The organism is Schinkia acidoalkalinis, from assembly GCF_054301215.1.
Genome location: NZ_CP182573.1, coordinates 3,585,087 through 3,603,957, shown reverse-complemented (window position 1 = coordinate 3,603,957; position 18,871 = coordinate 3,585,087). Strand labels below are relative to the sequence as shown.

General features: G+C 36.2%; 21 protein-coding genes. 8 read left to right on the top strand and 13 right to left on the bottom strand.

Annotated elements, in window-relative coordinates; genetic code table 11:
* Nucleotides 1–104 precede the first annotated feature (104 nt).
* Nucleotides 105–1,694 (bottom strand): NAD(P)/FAD-dependent oxidoreductase, encoded by a 1,590-nt coding sequence (locus ACNQFZ_RS18310; RefSeq protein WP_458412740.1) that lies wholly within the window; start codon nucleotides 1,692–1,694, stop codon nucleotides 105–107.
* Between the two features lie 338 nt (nucleotides 1,695–2,032).
* Between ACNQFZ_RS18310 and ACNQFZ_RS18305 the strand changes: the two genes are divergently transcribed.
* Nucleotides 2,033–3,532: a DNA/RNA helicase domain-containing protein gene (locus ACNQFZ_RS18305; protein WP_458412739.1), complete on the top strand. Its 1,500-nt coding sequence runs from the start codon at nucleotides 2,033–2,035 to the stop codon at nucleotides 3,530–3,532.
* 82 nt (nucleotides 3,533–3,614) lie between these two features.
* On the opposite strand, the gene ACNQFZ_RS18300 is transcribed toward ACNQFZ_RS18305, so the two are convergent.
* On the bottom strand, nucleotides 3,615–4,763 hold the full coding sequence (locus ACNQFZ_RS18300; protein ID WP_458412738.1) for an AbrB family transcriptional regulator: 1,149 nt from the start codon (nucleotides 4,761–4,763) through the stop codon (nucleotides 3,615–3,617).
* A gap of 207 nt (nucleotides 4,764–4,970) precedes the next feature.
* On the opposite strand from ACNQFZ_RS18300, the gene ACNQFZ_RS18295 reads away from it, so the two are divergent.
* Nucleotides 4,971–5,132 (top strand): hypothetical protein, encoded by a 162-nt coding sequence (locus ACNQFZ_RS18295; RefSeq protein ID WP_458412737.1) that lies wholly within the window; start codon nucleotides 4,971–4,973, stop codon nucleotides 5,130–5,132.
* 71 nt (nucleotides 5,133–5,203) lie between these two features.
* Here the strand turns inward: ACNQFZ_RS18295 and ACNQFZ_RS18290 are convergent, their stop codons facing one another.
* The 3 genes from ACNQFZ_RS18290 to ACNQFZ_RS18280 all read right to left on the bottom strand — a co-directional run bounded on the left by ACNQFZ_RS18290 (nucleotide 5,204) and on the right by ACNQFZ_RS18280 (nucleotide 7,084).
* Nucleotides 5,204–5,425, bottom strand: a complete 222-nt coding sequence (locus ACNQFZ_RS18290; RefSeq protein ID WP_458412736.1) for a hypothetical protein — start codon at nucleotides 5,423–5,425, stop codon at nucleotides 5,204–5,206.
* A 28-nt stretch (nucleotides 5,426–5,453) separates the two neighbouring features.
* A complete protein-coding gene (locus ACNQFZ_RS18285) occupies nucleotides 5,454–6,773 on the bottom strand; it encodes a uracil/xanthine transporter (protein ID WP_458412735.1) in 1,320 nt (439 codons plus the stop codon).
* A 173-nt stretch (nucleotides 6,774–6,946) separates the two neighbouring features.
* Nucleotides 6,947–7,084, bottom strand: coding sequence for an imidazoleglycerol-phosphate dehydratase (locus tag ACNQFZ_RS18280; RefSeq protein ID WP_458415444.1), 138 nt, complete (start codon nucleotides 7,082–7,084; stop codon nucleotides 6,947–6,949).
* Nucleotides 7,085–7,239: 155 nt separating this feature from the next.
* Between ACNQFZ_RS18280 and ACNQFZ_RS18275 the strand changes: the two genes are divergently transcribed.
* The 4 genes from ACNQFZ_RS18275 to ACNQFZ_RS18260 all read left to right on the top strand — a co-directional run bounded on the left by ACNQFZ_RS18275 (nucleotide 7,240) and on the right by ACNQFZ_RS18260 (nucleotide 8,732).
* Nucleotides 7,240–7,629: a DUF1360 domain-containing protein gene (locus tag ACNQFZ_RS18275; RefSeq protein WP_458412734.1), complete on the top strand. Its 390-nt coding sequence runs from the start codon at nucleotides 7,240–7,242 to the stop codon at nucleotides 7,627–7,629.
* 24 nt (nucleotides 7,630–7,653) lie between these two features.
* Nucleotides 7,654–7,905 carry a sporulation protein gene (locus tag ACNQFZ_RS18270; RefSeq protein ID WP_458412733.1) on the top strand — a complete coding sequence of 84 codons (252 nt, stop codon included), beginning with the start codon at nucleotides 7,654–7,656 and terminating at the stop codon, nucleotides 7,903–7,905.
* An 82-nt stretch (nucleotides 7,906–7,987) separates the two neighbouring features.
* Complete coding sequence (locus ACNQFZ_RS18265) at nucleotides 7,988–8,374, top strand: hypothetical protein (RefSeq protein WP_458412732.1); 387 nt, start codon at nucleotides 7,988–7,990, stop codon at nucleotides 8,372–8,374.
* Nucleotides 8,375–8,570: 196 nt separating this feature from the next.
* The gene (locus ACNQFZ_RS18260) at nucleotides 8,571–8,732 is read left to right on the top strand and encodes a hypothetical protein (protein ID WP_458412731.1); all 162 of its coding nucleotides are present in this window, start codon (nucleotides 8,571–8,573) and stop codon (nucleotides 8,730–8,732) included.
* Nucleotides 8,733–8,780: 48 nt separating this feature from the next.
* On the opposite strand, the gene ACNQFZ_RS18255 is transcribed toward ACNQFZ_RS18260, so the two are convergent.
* Complete coding sequence (locus ACNQFZ_RS18255) at nucleotides 8,781–9,080, bottom strand: chromosome segregation protein (protein ID WP_458412730.1); 300 nt, start codon at nucleotides 9,078–9,080, stop codon at nucleotides 8,781–8,783.
* A gap of 378 nt (nucleotides 9,081–9,458) precedes the next feature.
* On the bottom strand, nucleotides 9,459–10,433 hold the full coding sequence (locus ACNQFZ_RS18250) for a DUF2515 family protein (protein ID WP_458412729.1): 975 nt from the start codon (nucleotides 10,431–10,433) through the stop codon (nucleotides 9,459–9,461).
* A 111-nt stretch (nucleotides 10,434–10,544) separates the two neighbouring features.
* On the opposite strand from ACNQFZ_RS18250, the gene recU reads away from it, so the two are divergent.
* Together recU and ACNQFZ_RS18240 are read left to right on the top strand one after the other, a co-directional pair.
* Nucleotides 10,545–11,147 carry a Holliday junction resolvase RecU gene (recU, locus tag ACNQFZ_RS18245; protein ID WP_458412728.1) on the top strand — a complete coding sequence of 201 codons (603 nt, stop codon included), beginning with the start codon at nucleotides 10,545–10,547 and terminating at the stop codon, nucleotides 11,145–11,147.
* Nucleotides 11,148–11,201: 54 nt separating this feature from the next.
* Nucleotides 11,202–13,775 (top strand): transglycosylase domain-containing protein, encoded by a 2,574-nt coding sequence (locus ACNQFZ_RS18240; protein ID WP_458412727.1) that lies wholly within the window; start codon nucleotides 11,202–11,204, stop codon nucleotides 13,773–13,775.
* A gap of 26 nt (nucleotides 13,776–13,801) precedes the next feature.
* Here ACNQFZ_RS18240 and ACNQFZ_RS18235 read toward each other — a convergent pair whose 3' ends face one another.
* The 6 genes from ACNQFZ_RS18235 to ACNQFZ_RS18210 form a co-directional block, all read right to left on the bottom strand.
* The gene (locus tag ACNQFZ_RS18235; protein ID WP_458412726.1) at nucleotides 13,802–14,170 is read right to left on the bottom strand and encodes a YpoC family protein; all 369 of its coding nucleotides are present in this window, start codon (nucleotides 14,168–14,170) and stop codon (nucleotides 13,802–13,804) included.
* Between the two features lies 1 nt (nucleotide 14,171).
* Nucleotides 14,172–14,822: an endonuclease III gene (nth, locus tag ACNQFZ_RS18230; RefSeq protein ID WP_458412725.1), complete on the bottom strand. Its 651-nt coding sequence runs from the start codon at nucleotides 14,820–14,822 to the stop codon at nucleotides 14,172–14,174.
* Nucleotides 14,823–14,879: 57 nt separating this feature from the next.
* Nucleotides 14,880–15,575, bottom strand: coding sequence for a DnaD domain protein (locus ACNQFZ_RS18225; RefSeq protein WP_458412724.1), 696 nt, complete (start codon nucleotides 15,573–15,575; stop codon nucleotides 14,880–14,882).
* A 130-nt stretch (nucleotides 15,576–15,705) separates the two neighbouring features.
* A complete protein-coding gene (gene asnS, locus ACNQFZ_RS18220; protein ID WP_458412723.1) occupies nucleotides 15,706–16,998 on the bottom strand; it encodes an asparagine--tRNA ligase in 1,293 nt (430 codons plus the stop codon).
* A 115-nt stretch (nucleotides 16,999–17,113) separates the two neighbouring features.
* Nucleotides 17,114–18,298 carry a pyridoxal phosphate-dependent aminotransferase gene (locus ACNQFZ_RS18215; protein WP_458412722.1) on the bottom strand — a complete coding sequence of 395 codons (1,185 nt, stop codon included), beginning with the start codon at nucleotides 18,296–18,298 and terminating at the stop codon, nucleotides 17,114–17,116.
* Between the two features lie 3 nt (nucleotides 18,299–18,301).
* Nucleotides 18,302–18,838: a cell wall elongation regulator TseB-like domain-containing protein gene (locus ACNQFZ_RS18210; protein ID WP_458412721.1), complete on the bottom strand. Its 537-nt coding sequence runs from the start codon at nucleotides 18,836–18,838 to the stop codon at nucleotides 18,302–18,304.
* Between the last annotated feature and the right edge of the window lie 33 nt (nucleotides 18,839–18,871).

Genomic DNA, 18,871 nt, shown 5'->3' with positions numbered 1-18,871 from the left:
CTATGATTGCACAGGTTCAATATAACGATATATTCACATTAACACTTAACAAAAAGAAATAGACCGCCTCGCCAAAGGTAATGGTCTATTTCTTGTAACAATAACTAAACTTCAATCTCCATTAACGCTTCTGCACATTTTATACCGTCAACAGCACTCGACGTGATACCCCCAGCATAACCTGCTCCTTCACCACAAGGGTATAATCCTTTGATGTTCGACTCAAATGTCAGCGGATTTCGCTTAATTGTAACTGGTGACGAACTTCTGCTTTCTACAGCTGATAAAACTGCATCATGTTTAATAAAGCCCGGAAGCTTTTTATCCATTTTTTGCAAACCGTCTTTTAAACTATCAACGATAAAATCATCAAGACATTCTCTTAAGTCCGTTGGTGTAACGCCCGGGGTATAAGTTGGCATTATATCGCCAAGTTGTGTACTACCCTTATTTACTAAGAAATCGCCGACCAATTGAACTGGTGCAAAATAATTTCTGCCACCAAGTTCAAATGCTTTTCGCTCAAGTTTTCTTTGAAACTCTATTGCCGCCAAAACCTCTCCATTAAAATCATTTGGTGTGACAGAAACAAGCAATGCACTGTTAGCATTTTCACCACTTCTTGCGCTATAGCTCATACCATTTGTAACTACAGCATTTTTTTCTGATGCAGCAGCAACAACATAACCTCCAGGGCACATACAAAATGTGTAAACACCTCGTCCATTGGGAAGATGTGCATTTAACTTATAATCAGATGCACCCAGTAGTGGGTTATTGACACAGCTACCAAATTGCTGTAAATCGATTTCTTTTTGATGATGTTCAATGCGCACACCTACAGCAAAAGGCTTCGGTATCATGTCTACACCTAAATCCTTTAACATATAAAAAGTATCTCGAGCACTGTGCCCAATCGCCAAAACAACAGCATCGGTTTCTATAACTTCCGACTCTCCATGTTTTTCTAGTAGCAAGCCTCTAACTCCACCATTTTCGATAATAAGTTCCTTCATTTTCGTTTCGAAACGGAACTCCCCACCTAGCCGTTCTATTTTTTTACGAATATTTTTAACAACCGTTATCAAAACGTCAGTTCCAATATGGGGCTTTGATAAATAGGATATCTCCTTAGGAGCGCCTGCATCTACGAATTCCTTTAATACTTTTGGAATCCTAATATTTTTAACACCTGTTGTTAATTTACCATCTGAAAATGTTCCTGCTCCTCCTTCACCAAATTGTACATTGCTATTAGTATCAAGTACGCCGTATTTCCAAAACTTTTCAACAGCTATTTTTCTTCGATCTGCGTCCATTCCCTGCTCAACAACAATTGGGTTTAAACCATGTTCTGCTAGTACCAAGGCACAGAACAGTCCAGCAGGCCCGCTGCCTACTACTACAGGACGGGGGGTTTTTTTTGTTTTCTTGATTACATATTCAAATGGTTCGTGGGATGAAACATCTTTTATTCCTAAATAAGATTTCTCGTTTTCAATTTCAACATCAACAGAATAAACAAGCAGAACATTATTTTTTTCCCTTGCGTCGATCGATTTCTTTGAAATACGAAAAGACAATATTTTGTCCTGTTTGACCCTTAGTATTTTCTGAATTTTCCGAGCCAAAAGTTCTTTTTCCTTACTTGGGTCAAAATCAGCACGAAGCTTAATATTACTTATCCTTAACATATCAAATTCCATCCTATATTTATTTTTACCAGCTTTTATCCATATTCTTTATTATTAATTATCGTCTTTTTACCACAAATAAGTTATTACCCTTCCATACCTCCATATTTTACAAGTCAATGATTAACACATACCTCAGTAAACTCATTATTATCCTTTTATTATATCACGTAAAGTACAAATATCCTCTTCCTCTTACAGCAAGAAACAATCCGTTTGATTGCCGATTCTTTAGTACAGACTTTTAAATTTATTTTGTGATCAACAATCTTTTTTATATAATAGAAATAGTATAGAATAACACAACCTATGATTATATGGAAAATGGGGAAACAGTTTTGAAATCAATTAATCTAGTTTCTTTAATAAGCGCGAAAGAAGATTTAAATCCAATAAACTTCGCAAAATATATAGAGCAATTTGGTATAAATCCAAGAATACGTACAGGTGAGATTGAAGATTTAAAGGCTTTGGTTGGGGAATTTAAAAAACGGGCTGAAAAGTTTGATATTTTTAACGATTATTATGTTGGTTTTATGATCAAACAAATAGGAAAAGAATTTGACCTGCTCCGAATCGGTGAAAATAGTGTAATTAATATTGAATTAAAGCTAAAAAGTACCGAGGAAAAAATTACAAAGCAGCTTGTTCAAAACCAACACTATTTAAAATTTCTTGATGTTGATGTTTATAATTTCACCTACATTTCATCAACAGAAAGGCTGTATTTCCTAGTAGATCCAGACAGAATTGAAGAAATTGGATTTGAGATTTTAATTGATAAATTAAAAGAACAAAAAATTAGAGAAATTGAAGATCTTAATGAGTTATTTGACCCTACGCACTATTTAATTTCTCCATTTACTGAAGCTTTCATCGAGGATAAGTATTTCTTGAGTGCCCAGCAAAGCACATATAAAAGAGATATCATCAATTTAACACCGACTGAACATGCGATTTTTGTGTCAATTAAAGGTGGAACAGGAACTGGAAAAACATTATTAACTTATGATATTGCCAAAGAATATATGAGACAATCGAAAAAGGTGCTTATCTTTAATTGTGGAAAGCTAAATGATGGGCATTATAGATTGAAGAATCAGTTTCATTGGCCGATTGAAGCTATTAGTAATTATAATGAAGGGAATAGCCTAGAATTTGATATTCACCAATATGATTTAATCATCTTTGATGAAGCCCAACGAATGTATAAGAACAAATTTTTAAAATTAACGAAACTAATCGAACGGTTTAAAATCAAATGTATTTTTTCCTATGATCCTGATCAATGTCTAACCGAGTTTGAGATTGAAAATAATATTCCTAAATTAATAGAGGAGAATTTGAATCCGCATCAATATGAATTGACAACAATTATTAGGCATAATAAAGAAATTCATGCGTTTATTAATAATTTATTTGATTTGTCAAAGCATGCGAACATCGATAATTATACGAATGTCAGTATTCAATATTTTTCCTCGAAAAGCGCTACAACTAGCTACTTGCTATTATTGCAACAAGAGGGATGGAAAGTAATTGATTACACCAAAGAGCAGTATATTGTAAATCCTGATAATGATCATAAAATTACAGCAGGAGTAAGTGTTCAATATGGAATCGGACAGGAGCTTGATAATGTAGTAGCCGTCATTGATGATTACTTTTATTACAAACGGAATCATAAATTAGACACAAAGGATATTGGACAACCAACGTTTTATCAGCCCACAAAAATGCTGTATCAGAATATAAGTCGAACAAAAAAGAAGTTGCATATTGTTATTCATAACAATTCTGACGTGTTAGATCAAATCTTAAAAATTTTGAATTCCTGACGAATTTAAAAAATGCATCAAAATGAGTTTTTACTCAAATTGGTGCATTTTTTACATAAATCCACTTGTTAACTAATTAAATTTAGCCAATACTGCTCCTACTTACCTTTTCCCTACTCTTATTTTCTGAATACCTTTGATGGATAACTTTAATGAAGGGCGGCAATAGCAGAATAACGATTATAATCCGTAATGTCTGCACAGCAACAACAAAAGTTGAATCTGCATGTAATAACACAGCGGCTGTAGACATTTCAACAACGCCACCAGGCGCAAAAGCTAACACCGATGTAATTAAAGAAATACCGGTAATTACGGAAACTATGTAAGCACAGAAAAACATTGCCATTATCAATAACAGCGTTCCGATTGTGCTTACAATTAAAATTCTTTTTAATCCTACAAACATACTTCTTTGAAATCGTGAGCCGATGCTTGTACCAATTAATATTTGTCCAATCACAACGATCGTATGTGGCCACCAAAAAGTAACAGCTTTATTCGCAAAAACAGTCGAAATTGTTTCAATTATAATGACACCAATTAAACTTCCAATCAGCCATGGTGCTGGTAGTTTTACTCGTTTTCCCAGTAATGCCCCTACTAATGCTACTAATAAAATGGGAAGAGTCCAGATGGACTGGGACCAGTCAAATGGAATCATATCCCCTACAGCAGCATTAGTTCCGCTATTTTGTCCATTCCCGTGTACAGATAGAAAGAGTACAAGCGGAATGATCGTGACAACTAAAAATACCCGAATCGCTTGAACAGCACTTACAACGCCAATATTTGCATTCACCTCTTCGGCAATCGTCGGCATCGTTGCGATACCCCCAGGAGCCGTTGCTAAAAGGCCTGTTAGTGCATCAACATTACTGTATCGATAAAGAAGCACTCCTGTACCGATTGCAAAAAGAATGGAGGAAAAAAGCACGATAAAAACGGTGTACCAATTGTCCTGAAATACCGACATAACCGACATATTGACATTTCTACCCAACTCAATCCCGAGTAAATATTGTCCGAATTGAAACCAGCGTCTGTCGATTCCTTGTTTAAGGCGGATTCCTAACTTTTTAGGCTGTGATAATGATAGAATGCATCCTACTACCAAAGACCCGATCATCCACCCAATGGAAATGCCCAATAACGAGAGCAGCAACCCTCCTATTCCACATAAAAAAATAAACCAGCCTTGCACCAAAATAACAGACGTTTTAGCCTGCATCCCCATTCCTCCTTTCCTTCCATCGTTGATAAACGTAAATTATAAATCATCCAAAATTTATAAATTATTTATAGCACACTTTCACTAATTTTTATAACCTTTTGAACTTTGCGTAATTTACTTTGGATCATTTACTTTAAATAAATCTTGTATTTTAGGTGACGATATGTAATGAAGTAGTAAGCAAAATTACAGGAGGTTTTAATCATGACAAAGCAAAAAAAGAAGCGTGAAGTATTTGATAAAAAGAAAAGTGCAGCACCATTAGATGTTTTAGCAGAGGAATTTGGAAATGAATATGCGGAAGCAACGTCCAGCAAAGAAGTTAATGCATCTGAACACATTGCCCGTCAGCGCTATGATAAATGAAGAAAAGCGTAAGCGCCTTGGTTAAGGCCTTACGCTTTTCCCTGTCTAGCTCCAGCGTCCAACTTTTCTTATTAACTCAAAAATTGATTGATGGCAATTTGGTCGAGCATGGATTCAATATTTAATAATCTTCCCGCATGTTCGTCGCCGAAATCACCGTTATTTTGAAGCTGCAAGAGAGCATCCCTTTCTGTTTCAAGTTGCGATTGCCAGGCTAGAAGTTCTTCATTCACTATTTGCCCATCTCCTTCCAAGAACTTTTTTATAGTTTGTTCTTTATTAGAAATGTTCATACAGTGACAATTCCTGTTATGTAGTGGATTAGCTGTTATGACTTGCAACTTCAACTACATTATCCCAATTAATCATTTTTTCGATGAGTATAGAGACAACTACTCCAACTACAAAGCCGTTGGAGATAAGTGGTTGCAGGATAATTGGCAAATTATTAAAAAGATCACTATTCATATTCATAATACTGATTCCAATTAATACTGGACCTGCTAAACGATAGATTGTTTTCGAATTAAATATATAGCCATTTAGGCTTTTTAATGATGTTCCAAATAACTGTAGATAAGCAACAAAAAGAACTGCATTACCAACCGTGATTGGCATTGTTGCGAGCAATCCGCCAAGATACGGAATAATTCCCAATAAAACCATAATAGCGCCACCGATTATAAACGGTTTCCGATTAAAAATCCTCGTACTTTCCAAAAATCCGATGGAGGATGCAAATGGTGCATAAGATACAAGCCCTAATACTCCTGCAACAAGCGAATAAAGTCCTGTTAACAAATAAGACCTTTTAAACTGCCTTTCATTTGGTCTTTCATTAAATAGACTTGCAGCTGACTGGATAGAAGCAATTGTATTACTTAAGTTAATGATGCTTGCTAAAAATGTAATCATAACAATACCGATATTTAAATTTGGTGTTCCCAATGGAAATAAAGTAATAATTGAAGCAGCAGTACTACTATTAGAAGAAACCTCTGCTGGAAAAAAAATGACGTAAACAATCCAGCCAAAAACCATACCGATCAGGATGGAAAAATTGCCAAGGATGTTATTCCCTTTTATTTTCAGTAAACTAACAAGTAGGACAATTCCAATCGACAACAAGCTTATCGGTAAATCAAGTGTTCCTTCTTTATTGACTTTTATCATGCCTTTAAAAAAGATCAAAATCAGTTGAAATGTCAACAAAAATAAATAAACACTCATCACCATTGGTGTGAAAATTTTATGAAGAAAAAAAATTAGATTAAACTTCACCAATAATATTGCTACGGAACCTGCCAACAACATCCCCGTTGCAATCCCGCCACCGATATCGGAATAACTCATACCCATAGCAGAAGCCGATAAACATAAATTAAGCACTAAGCCCCACATGACACCGGAATGTCCTTCCATCAACGGATAGCGATGTCCAAAATAACCTTGCAGTACACAGGCAATTCCAGTGAAGGCTAATGAGCTTCTAAGCATTGAAGCGATTACATTTGGAGATAAATCAAATGCGGTACCAATTGATACTGGAACAACGACTGTATTGGCAAAAATAAAAAAGAACCATTGTAGTGAAGCAAAAGCAGTGGTCCAACTAAAAGTAAAATTCCCCCCATTTTTCATTGTAATGGATACCCCCTGGCATAAATGTAGATTCAAATGATTCAAGTTAAGTTCAAAAATTATACTACAATATTCGAAAAATTTTCTCAATAAAAAGGCAAAAGGGCAGGCTCATCCTGTAGAGCCTGCCCCTTATTTAACCATTATTTTACATCCCCAGCTATACGCTGTGATTACGTTTCATGATGAAGTTTTTTTGACTTGCTTCCTATTTTTGAACGATACTCTTTCCCTTTATTATTATCGCCACTTTTCATATCTACCCCATGCAGAACATTTTCTGTTCCAAATTCAGGGGAACTTTGATTCATGCTTCCCAATTTCGCTTTTCGATTTTTCGTCAATACTCTCACTCCTTTATCATTACTCCTCCATAGTTTGAATTGGAGTAGATTGTTTCATTCACATAATCTTTTTTAAGGTAGCAAATATTAAGAATGAGAATAAAACGGAGGCGTGGTGTATATTGAAAAAGCTATCCTGGATGACATATATTATGCTTATTTTGGCCAGCTACCGCTTAACCCATTTAATTGTTTTTGATAAAATTACCGAATTCATCCGAAAACCATTCATGACAAAAGTTTATAAAAAAGATGAGGAAGGGCATACCTATACCAAAAAAGTTCCCAAAAATAACCTCGGCTATTTATTAAATTGCTATTGGTGTTCAGGGATTTGGAGTGCTATTTTCATTGGAATCGGCTATTTGCTTTTCCCAAGAATAGTGAGAATAATCACTTTTATACTGTCTATTGCAGGAGCACAGGCTATTATCGAAACAATTGTAGGTGTTGGGTCAAAAACGATCCATTATTTGTCCTATCTCGAAAAACACGAAACCAATAAGAAATAAAATATAAGAAAGTGGTGATTAATTATGGAACAAACATTAGCCTATTTACGTGAAACACTTTCCAATTATTTAAATGAACATGAAATTTCACAGCACATTTACGAAAAAATCAGTAAGAAAGCTTACAATCGGGAGGACGCATTTATTGATGATTTAAATGAGAAAGAGGTAAGGTATTTAAGCGATATTTTGCCTGATGAACTCCGATACGCTAAAGAAGAACAAGACGAAAAACGTTATCATGAACTGAATAATATCTATGGGCGTTTACCATGAATTATTTTTGCAGTATGAATAACATAATCAATAATCCCTCATAGAATACATAAAGACCTATGTATTATTGGAGGGATTATGTATGTACCCATATCAACTTGCACCCGCTAACCAGTACCATTATGATTATCATTATTTTTACAGACAGCAGCAAAATATAGCGAATCGAATTTTCAATTTATTTCGCCAGGAGCATTCGGATATTATCCGTGAATTGGAAGCAAATGGATTAGACAACGAAATGATTAACTATATTCTTTGGACGGTTATTCAATACACATTAACACATGCAAATCAGCATAGTGGCACAATAACCAACCGGACAAATGACATTTACGAGTCTATGCAAAATCAAGTGCCATGGCTTACTTATTTATTTCGGGCCTACCGCCTTTCTACAAACCAAATGAGGCGAATTTTACGAACTGTAATCCGCTTCACATTGCAGAATCTCAGTACATCGTTCTAAAAGGAAGAATATGTTTGAATGAAATAATGGCAAATTCAAATATTAATAATGAATACAGATGAATAAGGAGTTGATTTCATTGGGTCGAGGCAAAGCATTTAACCACAAGAAAAAAGGCCATGAAAGTCAAGTACCAAAACACGCTACAACAGATATGGAAAAACAAAATAAGCTTAAGTAAGAGGTGCTTAAACGAATGCCATATCCACGATACCAAAAAAGACGGAGGCAAACATACCATCCCAATATGCCCCACCATCAATTAGAATTTGCAGAGGAATTAACTGAAAAACATATGGACTTTAAAGAAATGCAGCCTGTCCCACAGCCGAAGGATTATGACGAAATAGAATATTAATTAAAACCTACAAAATTCGAAAAGGGGCTGACTAATCAGCCTCTTTTCTTATAAAGTAAAGATGCTGGCAATTTTGTTCATAAAAGGTTTTTTTCGCAATTGATAGCTTTCAGCAACAGTTATTTTAGTTTCATCTACTTGTGTCAAAAGATCCATTCTCATTTCAAGATAGGATAATCTTGTTTCCAGTTCTTCTAATTCTCCACGATGCTGCAGTATTTGAAAAGATACAATATCATCCGCCTTTTGTGATAGCTGCCTTTCAATATCATCTAATTTAGATAAAAACTTTTCAAACCGTTCCTCCAAAGCATTCTGGGTCGCATTATCATAACTATTCACACGCATAAAAATCCCTCCCGAAACTCTTTTTGATTAAATTCGATGTCTTTTTAAAAGTCCCTTCACAGTTGACAAAACTAGTTTTCATTCGGCAAAAGAAGTGGTTATATACAAAAACACCTTGTTTTCGACAACATCCATTTGTATATATTTTGTTTTTGTAAGAACACTATTATTGTGGGTAACTAAGTAAAAGGAGGTATCAATGATGGAAAAAGGAAGAAAGAAAAATAAAAATAGTGGAGCGGTTCAAGAAGATACGAGAACAGGCTATGGCAATAAAAAGCTGGAAGGACCAAATAGACCCGCTGAATAATGCAAGCATCTAAAATCCGCTCCGTTGATGATAAAAAACGCTTCTAGTAAAAAAACTAAAAGCGTTTTTTATCCCCTCTTTTCTCTAAGATTACTCAAAGATATCAGGGCATGCAGACGATTTTGTTTCTTTTTATACCATTTGGTAAGACGAAATTTCTTTGGAGTACGAATCGACGGCTTAAACCACCTTTCAGCGCGCACATGGCATCGATACCAATCGAAAGCATCATGGCGATGGTGTTCTACAATAGGAAAAGCTGTTCTTAAAAATGGCGTATCCCTCTTGTTTTGTTTACGAAAATATTGTTCATAATCATACCTGGAGCCGGTATGCTCTGTTTTATCGGAAAAATCCCTAAATGCATAATGATAATCAGGATGAAATAAAAGCCATGCTAATTTTTTACCTAATTGTATTCTCTCGTTTACACTTGAAAATTCATGGACCGAAAAGCCATATAACTCTCCTTTTACGGTTGGAAACACGACTACGCTATAGTGAAGCCAGTTTTGGATTTTATAGGGTATGGATTGAAATACTTTCTTTTTGTAAAACGGATGCCCAATCACGGGATTTTGAATAACATTTTGTTCATTGATAATAAGGGCCGTCATTAATCTCTTTCTATCTTTCGTTTTCCAAAAACGCTGCCATTCCCTTTGCATAAACTGTGAGACATGAAAATTTTTTAACAAGTGAAAAAAAGAGGTTTTATATTGCTTTGATCGTTCATATATCAATAATTGTGGAAATGCATCCAAAAAAATAAGCCAATTTGCCCGCTCGTAAGTATGAAACATATGGGCACGTAATGTTGCCGGTAGTACTTGTGGTAGCCAAAAGCCTTGTAGATCCGTGATATTCCACCCGGCATTCCTTGAAACCATACTAGCCAAAAAAGACCATTCTATTTCAGGGTTTTGTACATAATATTTATAATAGCTTTTTGTACGCGAGATATTGTCTATGTTTCCTTTTACAATTCTTTTAGTAATATCGGAAATAAGCTCTTTTTCAAAATTATCGTCGATTTTGCACATATTTTCTTCCTCCCTTAAAGAATATCTTGTACAAAATACAAGTGCGAAATTCAACAAAATATGCTATATTTAGTACTTTAGAGGAGCAATTCAGAGAGGATCTGAAAAAAAATGACGATTCGATATCCAAATGGACAAGCATTTATACCCACTCAAAGGAGATTACCTACAAATGTTAAAAAACAGACTTATAGTAATCGAGGTATGACACTTGAGGAGGATATCAATGAAAGTAATCAATATTACTTAGTCCATGGACTAGCGGTCATTCATAAAAAGCCGACACCTGTACAAATAGTATCTGTTGATTATCCAAAAAGAAGTGCAGCAGTCATAAAGGAGGCATATTTTAAGCAGCAATCAACTACAGATTATAATGGTGTTTATCGAGGAAAGTATATTGACTTTGAAGCAAAGGAAACACAAAGTAAAACTTCATTCCCTTTGCATAATTTTCACGAGCATCAGGTTAATCATATGAAAGCTGTCGTACAACAAAATGGCATTTGCTTTGTTCTTTTACGATTTTCACTAACGGATGAGATATTTTTCTTAGAAGCAAGTCATTTATTTTCTTATTGGGACGAACATTTAAATGGGGGCAGAAAATCAATCCCAAAAAAGTGTATTGAAGATGTCGGTTTCCCCATACCGATAAGCTTTAATCCAAGAATTGATTATCTCAAAATCATCAATCAGCTTTATTTTATCTAATGGTTTACTTAGTTATTAAATCAATTAATGAAAGTTTGAAAGGCGGTCCTTACGATGTCTGAAAACTATCGTACAAGACAAGAAAGGCGAGCAATACAAGAAAAACAGAAGCAAAAAAGTGAAAAAACAAAATCTCCAAAATCAAAAAAATCGAACACCCGTGGTCTTTTTAATCGAATCATGACCATTTTTGTTTTAATCGCTGTCGTTGGATTACTTGCGGGTGGTATAACGGCGGTAGCCTTTATTTTGGGAGCTCCAAAGCTTGATGCAGCAGCGCTCGAAAGCCCACAATCGACAAGGATTTATGACCGTAATCAAGAGTTAATTGCCGAACTTGGAAATGAAAAACGAACGAATATTACATATGATGAAATTCCAAAGATTTTGGAGGATGCTGTACTTGCAACTGAAGATGTTCGTTTTTATGACCATTTTGGCTTAGATTTACGGCGGATTGGTGGAGCTGTTCTTGCTAATGTAACGAGCGGATTTGGCTCCCAAGGGGCTAGTACGATTACACAGCAGGTCGTTAAATTATCCTATTTATCACCTGAAAAAACAGTTAAGAGAAAGGTTCAAGAAGCATGGCTGGCCATCCAACTGGATGCAAAATATTCAAAAGAACAAATACTAACAATGTATTTAAATAAGATCAATTATGGTAATCGTGCATATGGTGTAGCCAAAGCTGCCGAAACCTATTTTGGAAAAGATTTAAAAGACCTTACACTACCTGAAGCAGCTTTGTTAGCCGGTTTACCACAGCGTCCATCCGGTTATGACCCTTATAAGCACCCGGACTTAGCTGAAAAAAGACGAAATACTGTTCTTTCATTAATGGAGAAACATGGAAAAATTACGCATGAACAAGCTGAACAAGCAAAAGCAACTCATGTCGCCGATTATATAGTTAAAAAAGAGGAAAAATCAAACCCATATGATGCTTTTATCGATCAAGTTTTAGAAGAACTAGAACAAGTGAAAGATCTTGATGTATTATCAAGTGGTGTCAGTGTATATACAACGATTGATGTTGACGCTCAAAAATTGGTCGAGAAAGCTCTTGATACAGAAGAATACATTAACTATCCTGACGATCGTTTTCAAGCAGGTATTGCCGTCCTTGATACGAAAAACGGAGAAGTGCTAGCCATTGGCGGCGGACGTCACCAAAGTACGTCTTATTTTGCAACCGATATTAAAAGGCAGCCTGGTTCAACAGCTAAGCCAATTTTTGATTATGGGCCGGCGATTGAAAACCTACAATGGTCAACCTATCATCAAATTGTGGATGAACCGCACAGCTATACGAATGGTCCAGCCGTTAAAAACTACGATGGTCGCTACAAAGGGCAAATGTCGATTAGAGAAGCTCTAGCAGATTCACGTAATATTCCTGCTTTAAAAACTTTCCAAGAAGTCGGTGCCGCAAAATCACGCGCTTTTGCGACAAAACTTGGGGTTAAATTTGAAGATGGAATTAATGAAGCCTATAGTATAGGTGGTTTTAATGGAATGTCTCCAATGGACCAGGCTGGCGCCTATAGTGCCTTCGGTAACAATGGAATCTATACGAAACCACATACGATAAGAAAAGTTGTATTCCCGGATGGCAGAGAAATAAACATGCAGCCTGAACCAATCGCAGCGATGAAAGACTATACTGCCTATATGGTTACCGATATGTTAAAAACGGTGGTTCAATCAGGTACAGGACGTTCAGCAAATGTGTCCGGAGTCCATATCGCAGGTAAAACAGGCTCAACAAACTTTGATGATAAAACAAAAGCAAAATACGGAATTCCTAGAGGTGCGTCACCTGATGTATGGTTTACCGGTTATTCGCCTGACTTCACGATTTCAGTATGGACTGGCTACAGTGAAAACGGCGAAGGGAACTATATAACAAGTCGTTCATCAGGGATTGCGAAACAACTTTTTAAAACAGTCATGGGTGGAGTTGCTAAAGGTAAAAAACAAAGCGATTTTGTTAAGCCAAATAGTGTTGTTAGGTCTCCTGTTGTAAGAGGCTCAAATCCACCAAAATTGCCAAGCCTTTTGACACCGGAAAGTCAAATCGTCTATGAATGTTTCGTGAAAGGGACTGAACCAACAGAAACATCGGATAAGTTTGATGAAATACCAAAGGTGCAAAATATTCAAGCCCATTTTGACAGCAATGAAAATAAAATTGTATTAACATGGCAATACAATGAAAAACTGCTCGATCGAGTATCCTTTATTGTAAATTCAGCGATGAATAATAGTGACTATATGACGTATTGGTCTGGTAAGGATTTGACGGTAACAATTAATAGCCCATATCCCGACAGCCTATACAGCTTTGAAATCATTGCTGTTGATGATACGAATCCAGACAGTAAGAGTGGTTCCACAGTAGTGAATGTGGAAACAAAATTATTTGATACGGTCGCACCTGAAGACCCAACGAATCCGGAAGATCCAACACAACCTACAGAGCCGGATATTCCTGAAAATGATACCGGTAATGGCCAAACAAATGATAATCCAAAAAATCCGAATCAGGGAGATAATGGTAACGAAAATGGTGGTGTTACCGAAGAGGATGTAAATCAGCTTATAAACATGATTAAACAACGCTAAAGTAATTGAAAAACCCGCAAGCTTGACTAAGCATTGCGGGTTTTCTTTTGTTCAATAGCCACTTTTTTCTTAAATTGTTTCTCAAGCTCTTCATAAAGTTCTGTTAATTGGATATAGGAGTGATAATGGTCTGGTCGCTCTAATAGAAATGCAAGCCTTTCTTTACTATTGATAGGCTTTACCTCAAGTTTTTCTACTTGCTCCAACAAACCGCTCCCCTGAACAGCTTTTGCGTGATTAATCATAAATAAGATGTCAAGGAAGTTAGCAATATACTTTTTCATAGGGTCTAATGCGGCTTTTTTATCCCTATTTCTAAAAAATAAAGCAATCTTTTCTTTTTCACAATCCCAGAGACTAAAAACTGCTGTAATTTTTTCCAAATCATAAACCATTTTAGCTGCTCCTCTTCATTCGCTTCTGTCCCTCACGGCAAAGTTCTAATAAAGGGCATACATCGCATTGTGGTTTTTGAGCTTTACAGTGGTAGCGTCCAAAGAAAATCAGACGATGGTGTGTTTGTCCCCATTCCTCTTCTGGTACTTTTTTCATCAATGTTTTTTCAACCTCTAAAACAGAATCCTTCCACTTACAAATTCCAAGACGTTTGGAAACCCGTTCAACATGTGTATCAACAGCAATAGCCGGCATACCAAATGCTACAGACATGACCACATTGGCTGTTTTGCGGCCGACTCCGGGCAGCTTCATCAATTCCTCTCGGTTCCTTGGAACTTCTCCACTATACTGTTCAATTAAAAGCTCACAAAGATTACGAATATGTTTTGCTTTATTTCGGAATAGACCAATAGAACGAATATCATTTTGCAATTCCTCTAAAGTCACAGCTAGGTAATCTTCTGGTTTTTTATACTTTTGAAACAGCGTTTTTGTCACTTTGTTGACAAGTGCATCTGTACACTGAGCGGACAAAGAAACAGCAATCACTAGTTCAAATGGATTTGTATGATTTAATTCACAATGGGCATTAGGAAACATTTCTCCCATGGTACCTAAAACCTGCTCTATTTGTTTTTTAGTAAGCATTTTATCTAGCCCTCCTCAAAAAAGGCGAGAAAAATTTTCTCGCCCACAATACCACTACTATGATTCTAACCAATTATAAAATGGAATAGAAGTTGATTCCTGTTTCACAGGCTGTGCTTTTGAGCGTTGATGTGATCTAAACTTTGACCCTTCATCTCTTGCTTGTTCAACCGTTTCGATTCCTTTCTTTTGCCATTCAAAAAGAATCCGGTCGATATAGCGAAAATTAAGTTTTCCACTCATAACTGCTTCTCGTAAAGCAGCTTTAATTAATTCTGGACCGTACCCGTCATTATCAAGCCACATTGTTAATGATTCACATTCCATTGGTGATAATGGGCGTCCAAATTCCTTCTCAAATAATGTATAAACATTAATTTCATCCTGTTCATTTTGTCGCTTTTCGTTGCTTTTCTCTTCGTCTATTAAAAAGATCATCAGCTTTTCCCAAAGTGGACGTATAATGTAGCTTTCTGCTAAAACACCATTTTCATTTCTACCTTCTATTTGTAAAAAGCCTCGTTGTATTAAATATTTTAAAATATCGATACACCGCTCAAGTGAACAGCTCATTCTCTCAGAGAGCTCCTGTGGGGTTGGAAATGAATTTCCGCTTTCAATGGATGTATGGACATGTAAAAGTACCATAAATTCTTCTTCGTTTAAGCCAATCCTTTTATAATAGCGCAATAACAGCTTTGGAATGGCAATACTTCCCTCAGCCAACCAATCTATCATTTTGTCTTTTTTCATTTGGTTAACACCTCAAGTACTATTATAACACGTCCATTTTCTCTTATGGCTAATTTTAAATTATATGAAATTTGCATTTACATATACAATTGAAAAAGCCGACCATAATTGGTCAGCTTCATCATCAGATTTACGGATATAAACGATTTAACAAACGAGGGAATGGAATGGTTTCACGTACATGCTCAGCGCCCGTAATCCAAGCAACTGTCCGTTCTAATCCTAGTCCAAAACCAGAGTGAGGTACAGAGCCATATTTACGAAGGTCAAGGTACCACTCATAGGACCCTCCTGTGAGGTTGTGCTCATCATAACGCTGTTTCATTAACTCTAAATCGTCAATTCGCTGTGATCCCCCAATAATTTCGCCATAACCTTCAGGTGCAATTAAATCTGCACACAAAACAACCTCAGGGCGATTTGGAACGGGCTTCATATAAAACGCTTTAATTTTCGAAGGGTAATGGGTAATAAATACTGGCCTGTCAAACTCCTCCGCAATCGCAACTTCATGCGGAGCGCCAAAGTCCTCTCCCCACTCAATATCATTAAAGCCCTTTTTCTTTAATAAATCAATCGCCTCATCATAGGTGATACGGGGAAATGGTGCTTTAATATCCTCAAGTTTTGAAAGATCGCGGCCAAGTATATTTAGTTCAAGCTTACAGTTCTTGAGCACAGATTGAACAATAAAGCTTACATATTGCTCTTGGATTTCAAGACTTTCCTCATGCTCAACAAAGGCCATTTCAGGCTCAATCATCCAGAATTCAATCAAATGTCTTTTTGTTTTTGATTTTTCAGCACGGAACGTTGGTCCAAACGAAAACACTTTTCCTAAAGCCATCGCCGCAGCTTCCATATAAAGCTGTCCACTTTGTGAAAGGTAGGCGTCTTCATCAAAATATTTTGTGTGGAATAATTCACTGCCGCCTTCAGCAGATGTACCGGTTAATATCGGTGGATCCACTTTTACAAAGCCATTTTCGTTAAAAAATTCATAAGTTGCACGTATGATTTCATTTCTTATTTTCATAATCGCATGTTGCCGCTTAGAGCGCAGCCAAAGATGGCGATGATCCATTAAGAATTCAACACCATGTTCTTTTGGTGTAATTGGATAGTCATGGGATTCATGAATAACTTCAATATTTTTAACCGATAATTCATAGCCAAACGGGGAGCGTTCATCTTCACGAATAGTTCCAGTTACCCACATCGATGATTCTTGCGTAATTGCTTTCGCCTTGGCAAAAACCTCTTCTTCAACTTCCTCTTTGACCACGACACCCTGAATGAAGCCTGTACCATCTCTTAGCTGTAAAAAGGCAATTTTACCGCTTGAACGTTTATTCAGAAGCCAAGCGCCAATTGTAACATCTTGACCAACGTAATTACTTACTTTGGAAATGGTTGTTTTCACTTATTTTGCCTCCTACTATTCCGAAAAGTTAAATATGGAAAAGAGGCGGAGTAATCCTACACCGCCTATATAATGATTTAATATACATTATATTTATTTCCAAATGTCAATATTCTTATTTTAATTTATTTTCCATGAAGCGTTTCATTCTTGCCACTGCACCTTCAAGCAACTCCAATGATGTTGCATAAGATAAACGAACGTTGTCAGGTGCACCGAAGCCAGAACCTGGTACTAAAGCAACCTTTTCTTCCTCTAATATTGCCTTCACGAATGCATCAACATTTTCAAAACCAGCCATTTCAGCAGCTTTCTTTACATTTGGGAATAAATAGAAAGCACCTTGTGGTTTCAAGCAAGTGAATCCTGGAATCTCAATTAATTTCTCATATGTTTTATTTAAGCGGTCTTCAAACGCCTTTCTCATCTCTTCAACAGGCTCTTGTGATCCTGTATAAGCAGCAATTGCACCATATTGGGAAATTGTAGTTGGATTGGATGTACTATGGCTTGCTAAACTTGTCATTGCTTTAATAATTTTGCTATCACCGGCCGCATATCCAATCCGCCATCCTGTCATGGAATGTGATTTTGAAACCCCATTGATAATGATCGTTTGATTTCTCAATTCTGGTGAAAGTTGTGCAATCGATACATGCTGATGATCACCATAAATTAATTTCTCATAAATCTCATCAGATATAATGAGAACATTATTTTCAAAACATACTTCACCCAATGCTTTTAACTCTTCTGCTGTATAAATCATTCCCGTTGGGTTGCTAGGAGAGTTGATGACTACTGCCTTTGTTTTTGGTGTAATCGCAGCTTTTAGCTGGTCCACCGTAATTTTGAAGTCGTTTGCTTCTTTCCCTTCAACAAAGACAGGTGTACCTTCAGCTAGTTTTACAAATTCAGGATAGCTTACCCAATAAGGAGTTGGGATAATTACTTCATCTCCTGGATTAATAATAACCTGGAATAATGTATATAACGCATGTTTAGCACCAACACAAACAATAACTTCGTTTTGAGCATAGTCAAGCTGTTGGTCTCTTTTAAATTTATCGATGATTGCATCTTTTAAGGCAGGTAAGCCGCCAGATGGTGTATATTTTGTAAGACCGTCATTCATTGCTTTTACAGCGGCATCAATGATGTGTTGTGGTGTATTAAAATCAGGCTCACCCGCGCCAAGACCGATCACATCGTGACCAGCATCTTTTAATGCTTTCGCCTTTGCTGTAATTTCTAGTGTAGCTGATGGGGTTAAAGAAGATACTCGATTTGCTAATTCCATTGTTTACTTTTCCTCCTCAAAGCGGTCTTTTTTTAGACTGTACCTTTTCACAAATGATCCATCGTCAAATTTCATGAAATAATATGTAAAACGCTTTTCCTGGTCAATGTACGTGATTTCCCAAAGTGGTGTAGTTTCTGTTTTGTTTGTACGATTATCCTTTATTACTTCAGCACCTAGCCTTATATCTATTAATTTTAATGGATTTTGGTTCGCAATAACATATTTTTTTACCTTTTCTTTTGACCACCCTTCACTAGTCTTTTTTATAATAAGTTTTCCCTTTTTTTTTGAATCAGGCACCCAAATAATAATATCCTCATTTTTCTCATTCGTTCCATAAAGAACCGTATAAGCTAGTCTGCCATGGTAGTACTCAGCGTCTGTGATTGATGAAAGATCTTTCACATGTACCTCTGCAAAGGCAATCGCCTTTTTTTCCCCATTTTTCTGGTAGCTCATACTCTCCAGATAAAGTGTGGTAGCCTGCCAAATGATAATAACCAGTAATAAAGGTATTATATACAACCATTTTTTCATAGTAAACCTCTAAGTTCTATATATAGTAATTTT

Bases quoted from the DNA above. Each gene is read 5' to 3' on its own strand.
- ACNQFZ_RS18250 (WP_458412729.1), bottom strand. From the start codon at position 10,433: ATGTGCAAAATCGACGATAATTTTGAAAAAGAGCTTATTTCCGATATT.
- ACNQFZ_RS18235 (WP_458412726.1), bottom strand. From the start codon at position 14,170: ATGGTTTATGATTTGGAAAAAATTACAGCAGTTTTTAGTCTCTGGGAT.
- ACNQFZ_RS18210 (WP_458412721.1), bottom strand. From the start codon at position 18,838: ATGAAAAAATGGTTGTATATAATACCTTTATTACTGGTTATTATCATT.
- recU (WP_458412728.1), top strand. From the start codon at position 10,545: ATGACGATTCGATATCCAAATGGACAAGCATTTATACCCACTCAAAGG.
- ACNQFZ_RS18295 (WP_458412737.1), top strand. From the start codon at position 4,971: ATGACAAAGCAAAAAAAGAAGCGTGAAGTATTTGATAAAAAGAAAAGT.
- ACNQFZ_RS18215 (WP_458412722.1), bottom strand. From the start codon at position 18,298: ATGGAATTAGCAAATCGAGTATCTTCTTTAACCCCATCAGCTACACTA.
- ACNQFZ_RS18280 (WP_458415444.1), bottom strand. From the start codon at position 7,084: ATGAATCAAAGTTCCCCTGAATTTGGAACAGAAAATGTTCTGCATGGG.
- nth (WP_458412725.1), bottom strand. From the start codon at position 14,822: ATGCTTACTAAAAAACAAATAGAGCAGGTTTTAGGTACCATGGGAGAA.
- ACNQFZ_RS18290 (WP_458412736.1), bottom strand. From the start codon at position 5,425: ATGAACATTTCTAATAAAGAACAAACTATAAAAAAGTTCTTGGAAGGA.
- ACNQFZ_RS18300 (WP_458412738.1), bottom strand. From the start codon at position 4,763: ATGCAGGCTAAAACGTCTGTTATTTTGGTGCAAGGCTGGTTTATTTTT.
- ACNQFZ_RS18310 (WP_458412740.1), bottom strand. From the start codon at position 1,694: ATGTTAAGGATAAGTAATATTAAGCTTCGTGCTGATTTTGACCCAAGT.
- ACNQFZ_RS18225 (WP_458412724.1), bottom strand. From the start codon at position 15,575: ATGAAAAAAGACAAAATGATAGATTGGTTGGCTGAGGGAAGTATTGCC.
- ACNQFZ_RS18260 (WP_458412731.1), top strand. From the start codon at position 8,571: ATGCCATATCCACGATACCAAAAAAGACGGAGGCAAACATACCATCCC.
- ACNQFZ_RS18240 (WP_458412727.1), top strand. From the start codon at position 11,202: ATGTCTGAAAACTATCGTACAAGACAAGAAAGGCGAGCAATACAAGAA.
- ACNQFZ_RS18255 (WP_458412730.1), bottom strand. From the start codon at position 9,080: ATGCGTGTGAATAGTTATGATAATGCGACCCAGAATGCTTTGGAGGAA.
- ACNQFZ_RS18265 (WP_458412732.1), top strand. From the start codon at position 7,988: ATGTACCCATATCAACTTGCACCCGCTAACCAGTACCATTATGATTAT.
- ACNQFZ_RS18270 (WP_458412733.1), top strand. From the start codon at position 7,654: ATGGAACAAACATTAGCCTATTTACGTGAAACACTTTCCAATTATTTA.
- ACNQFZ_RS18285 (WP_458412735.1), bottom strand. From the start codon at position 6,773: ATGAAAAATGGGGGGAATTTTACTTTTAGTTGGACCACTGCTTTTGCT.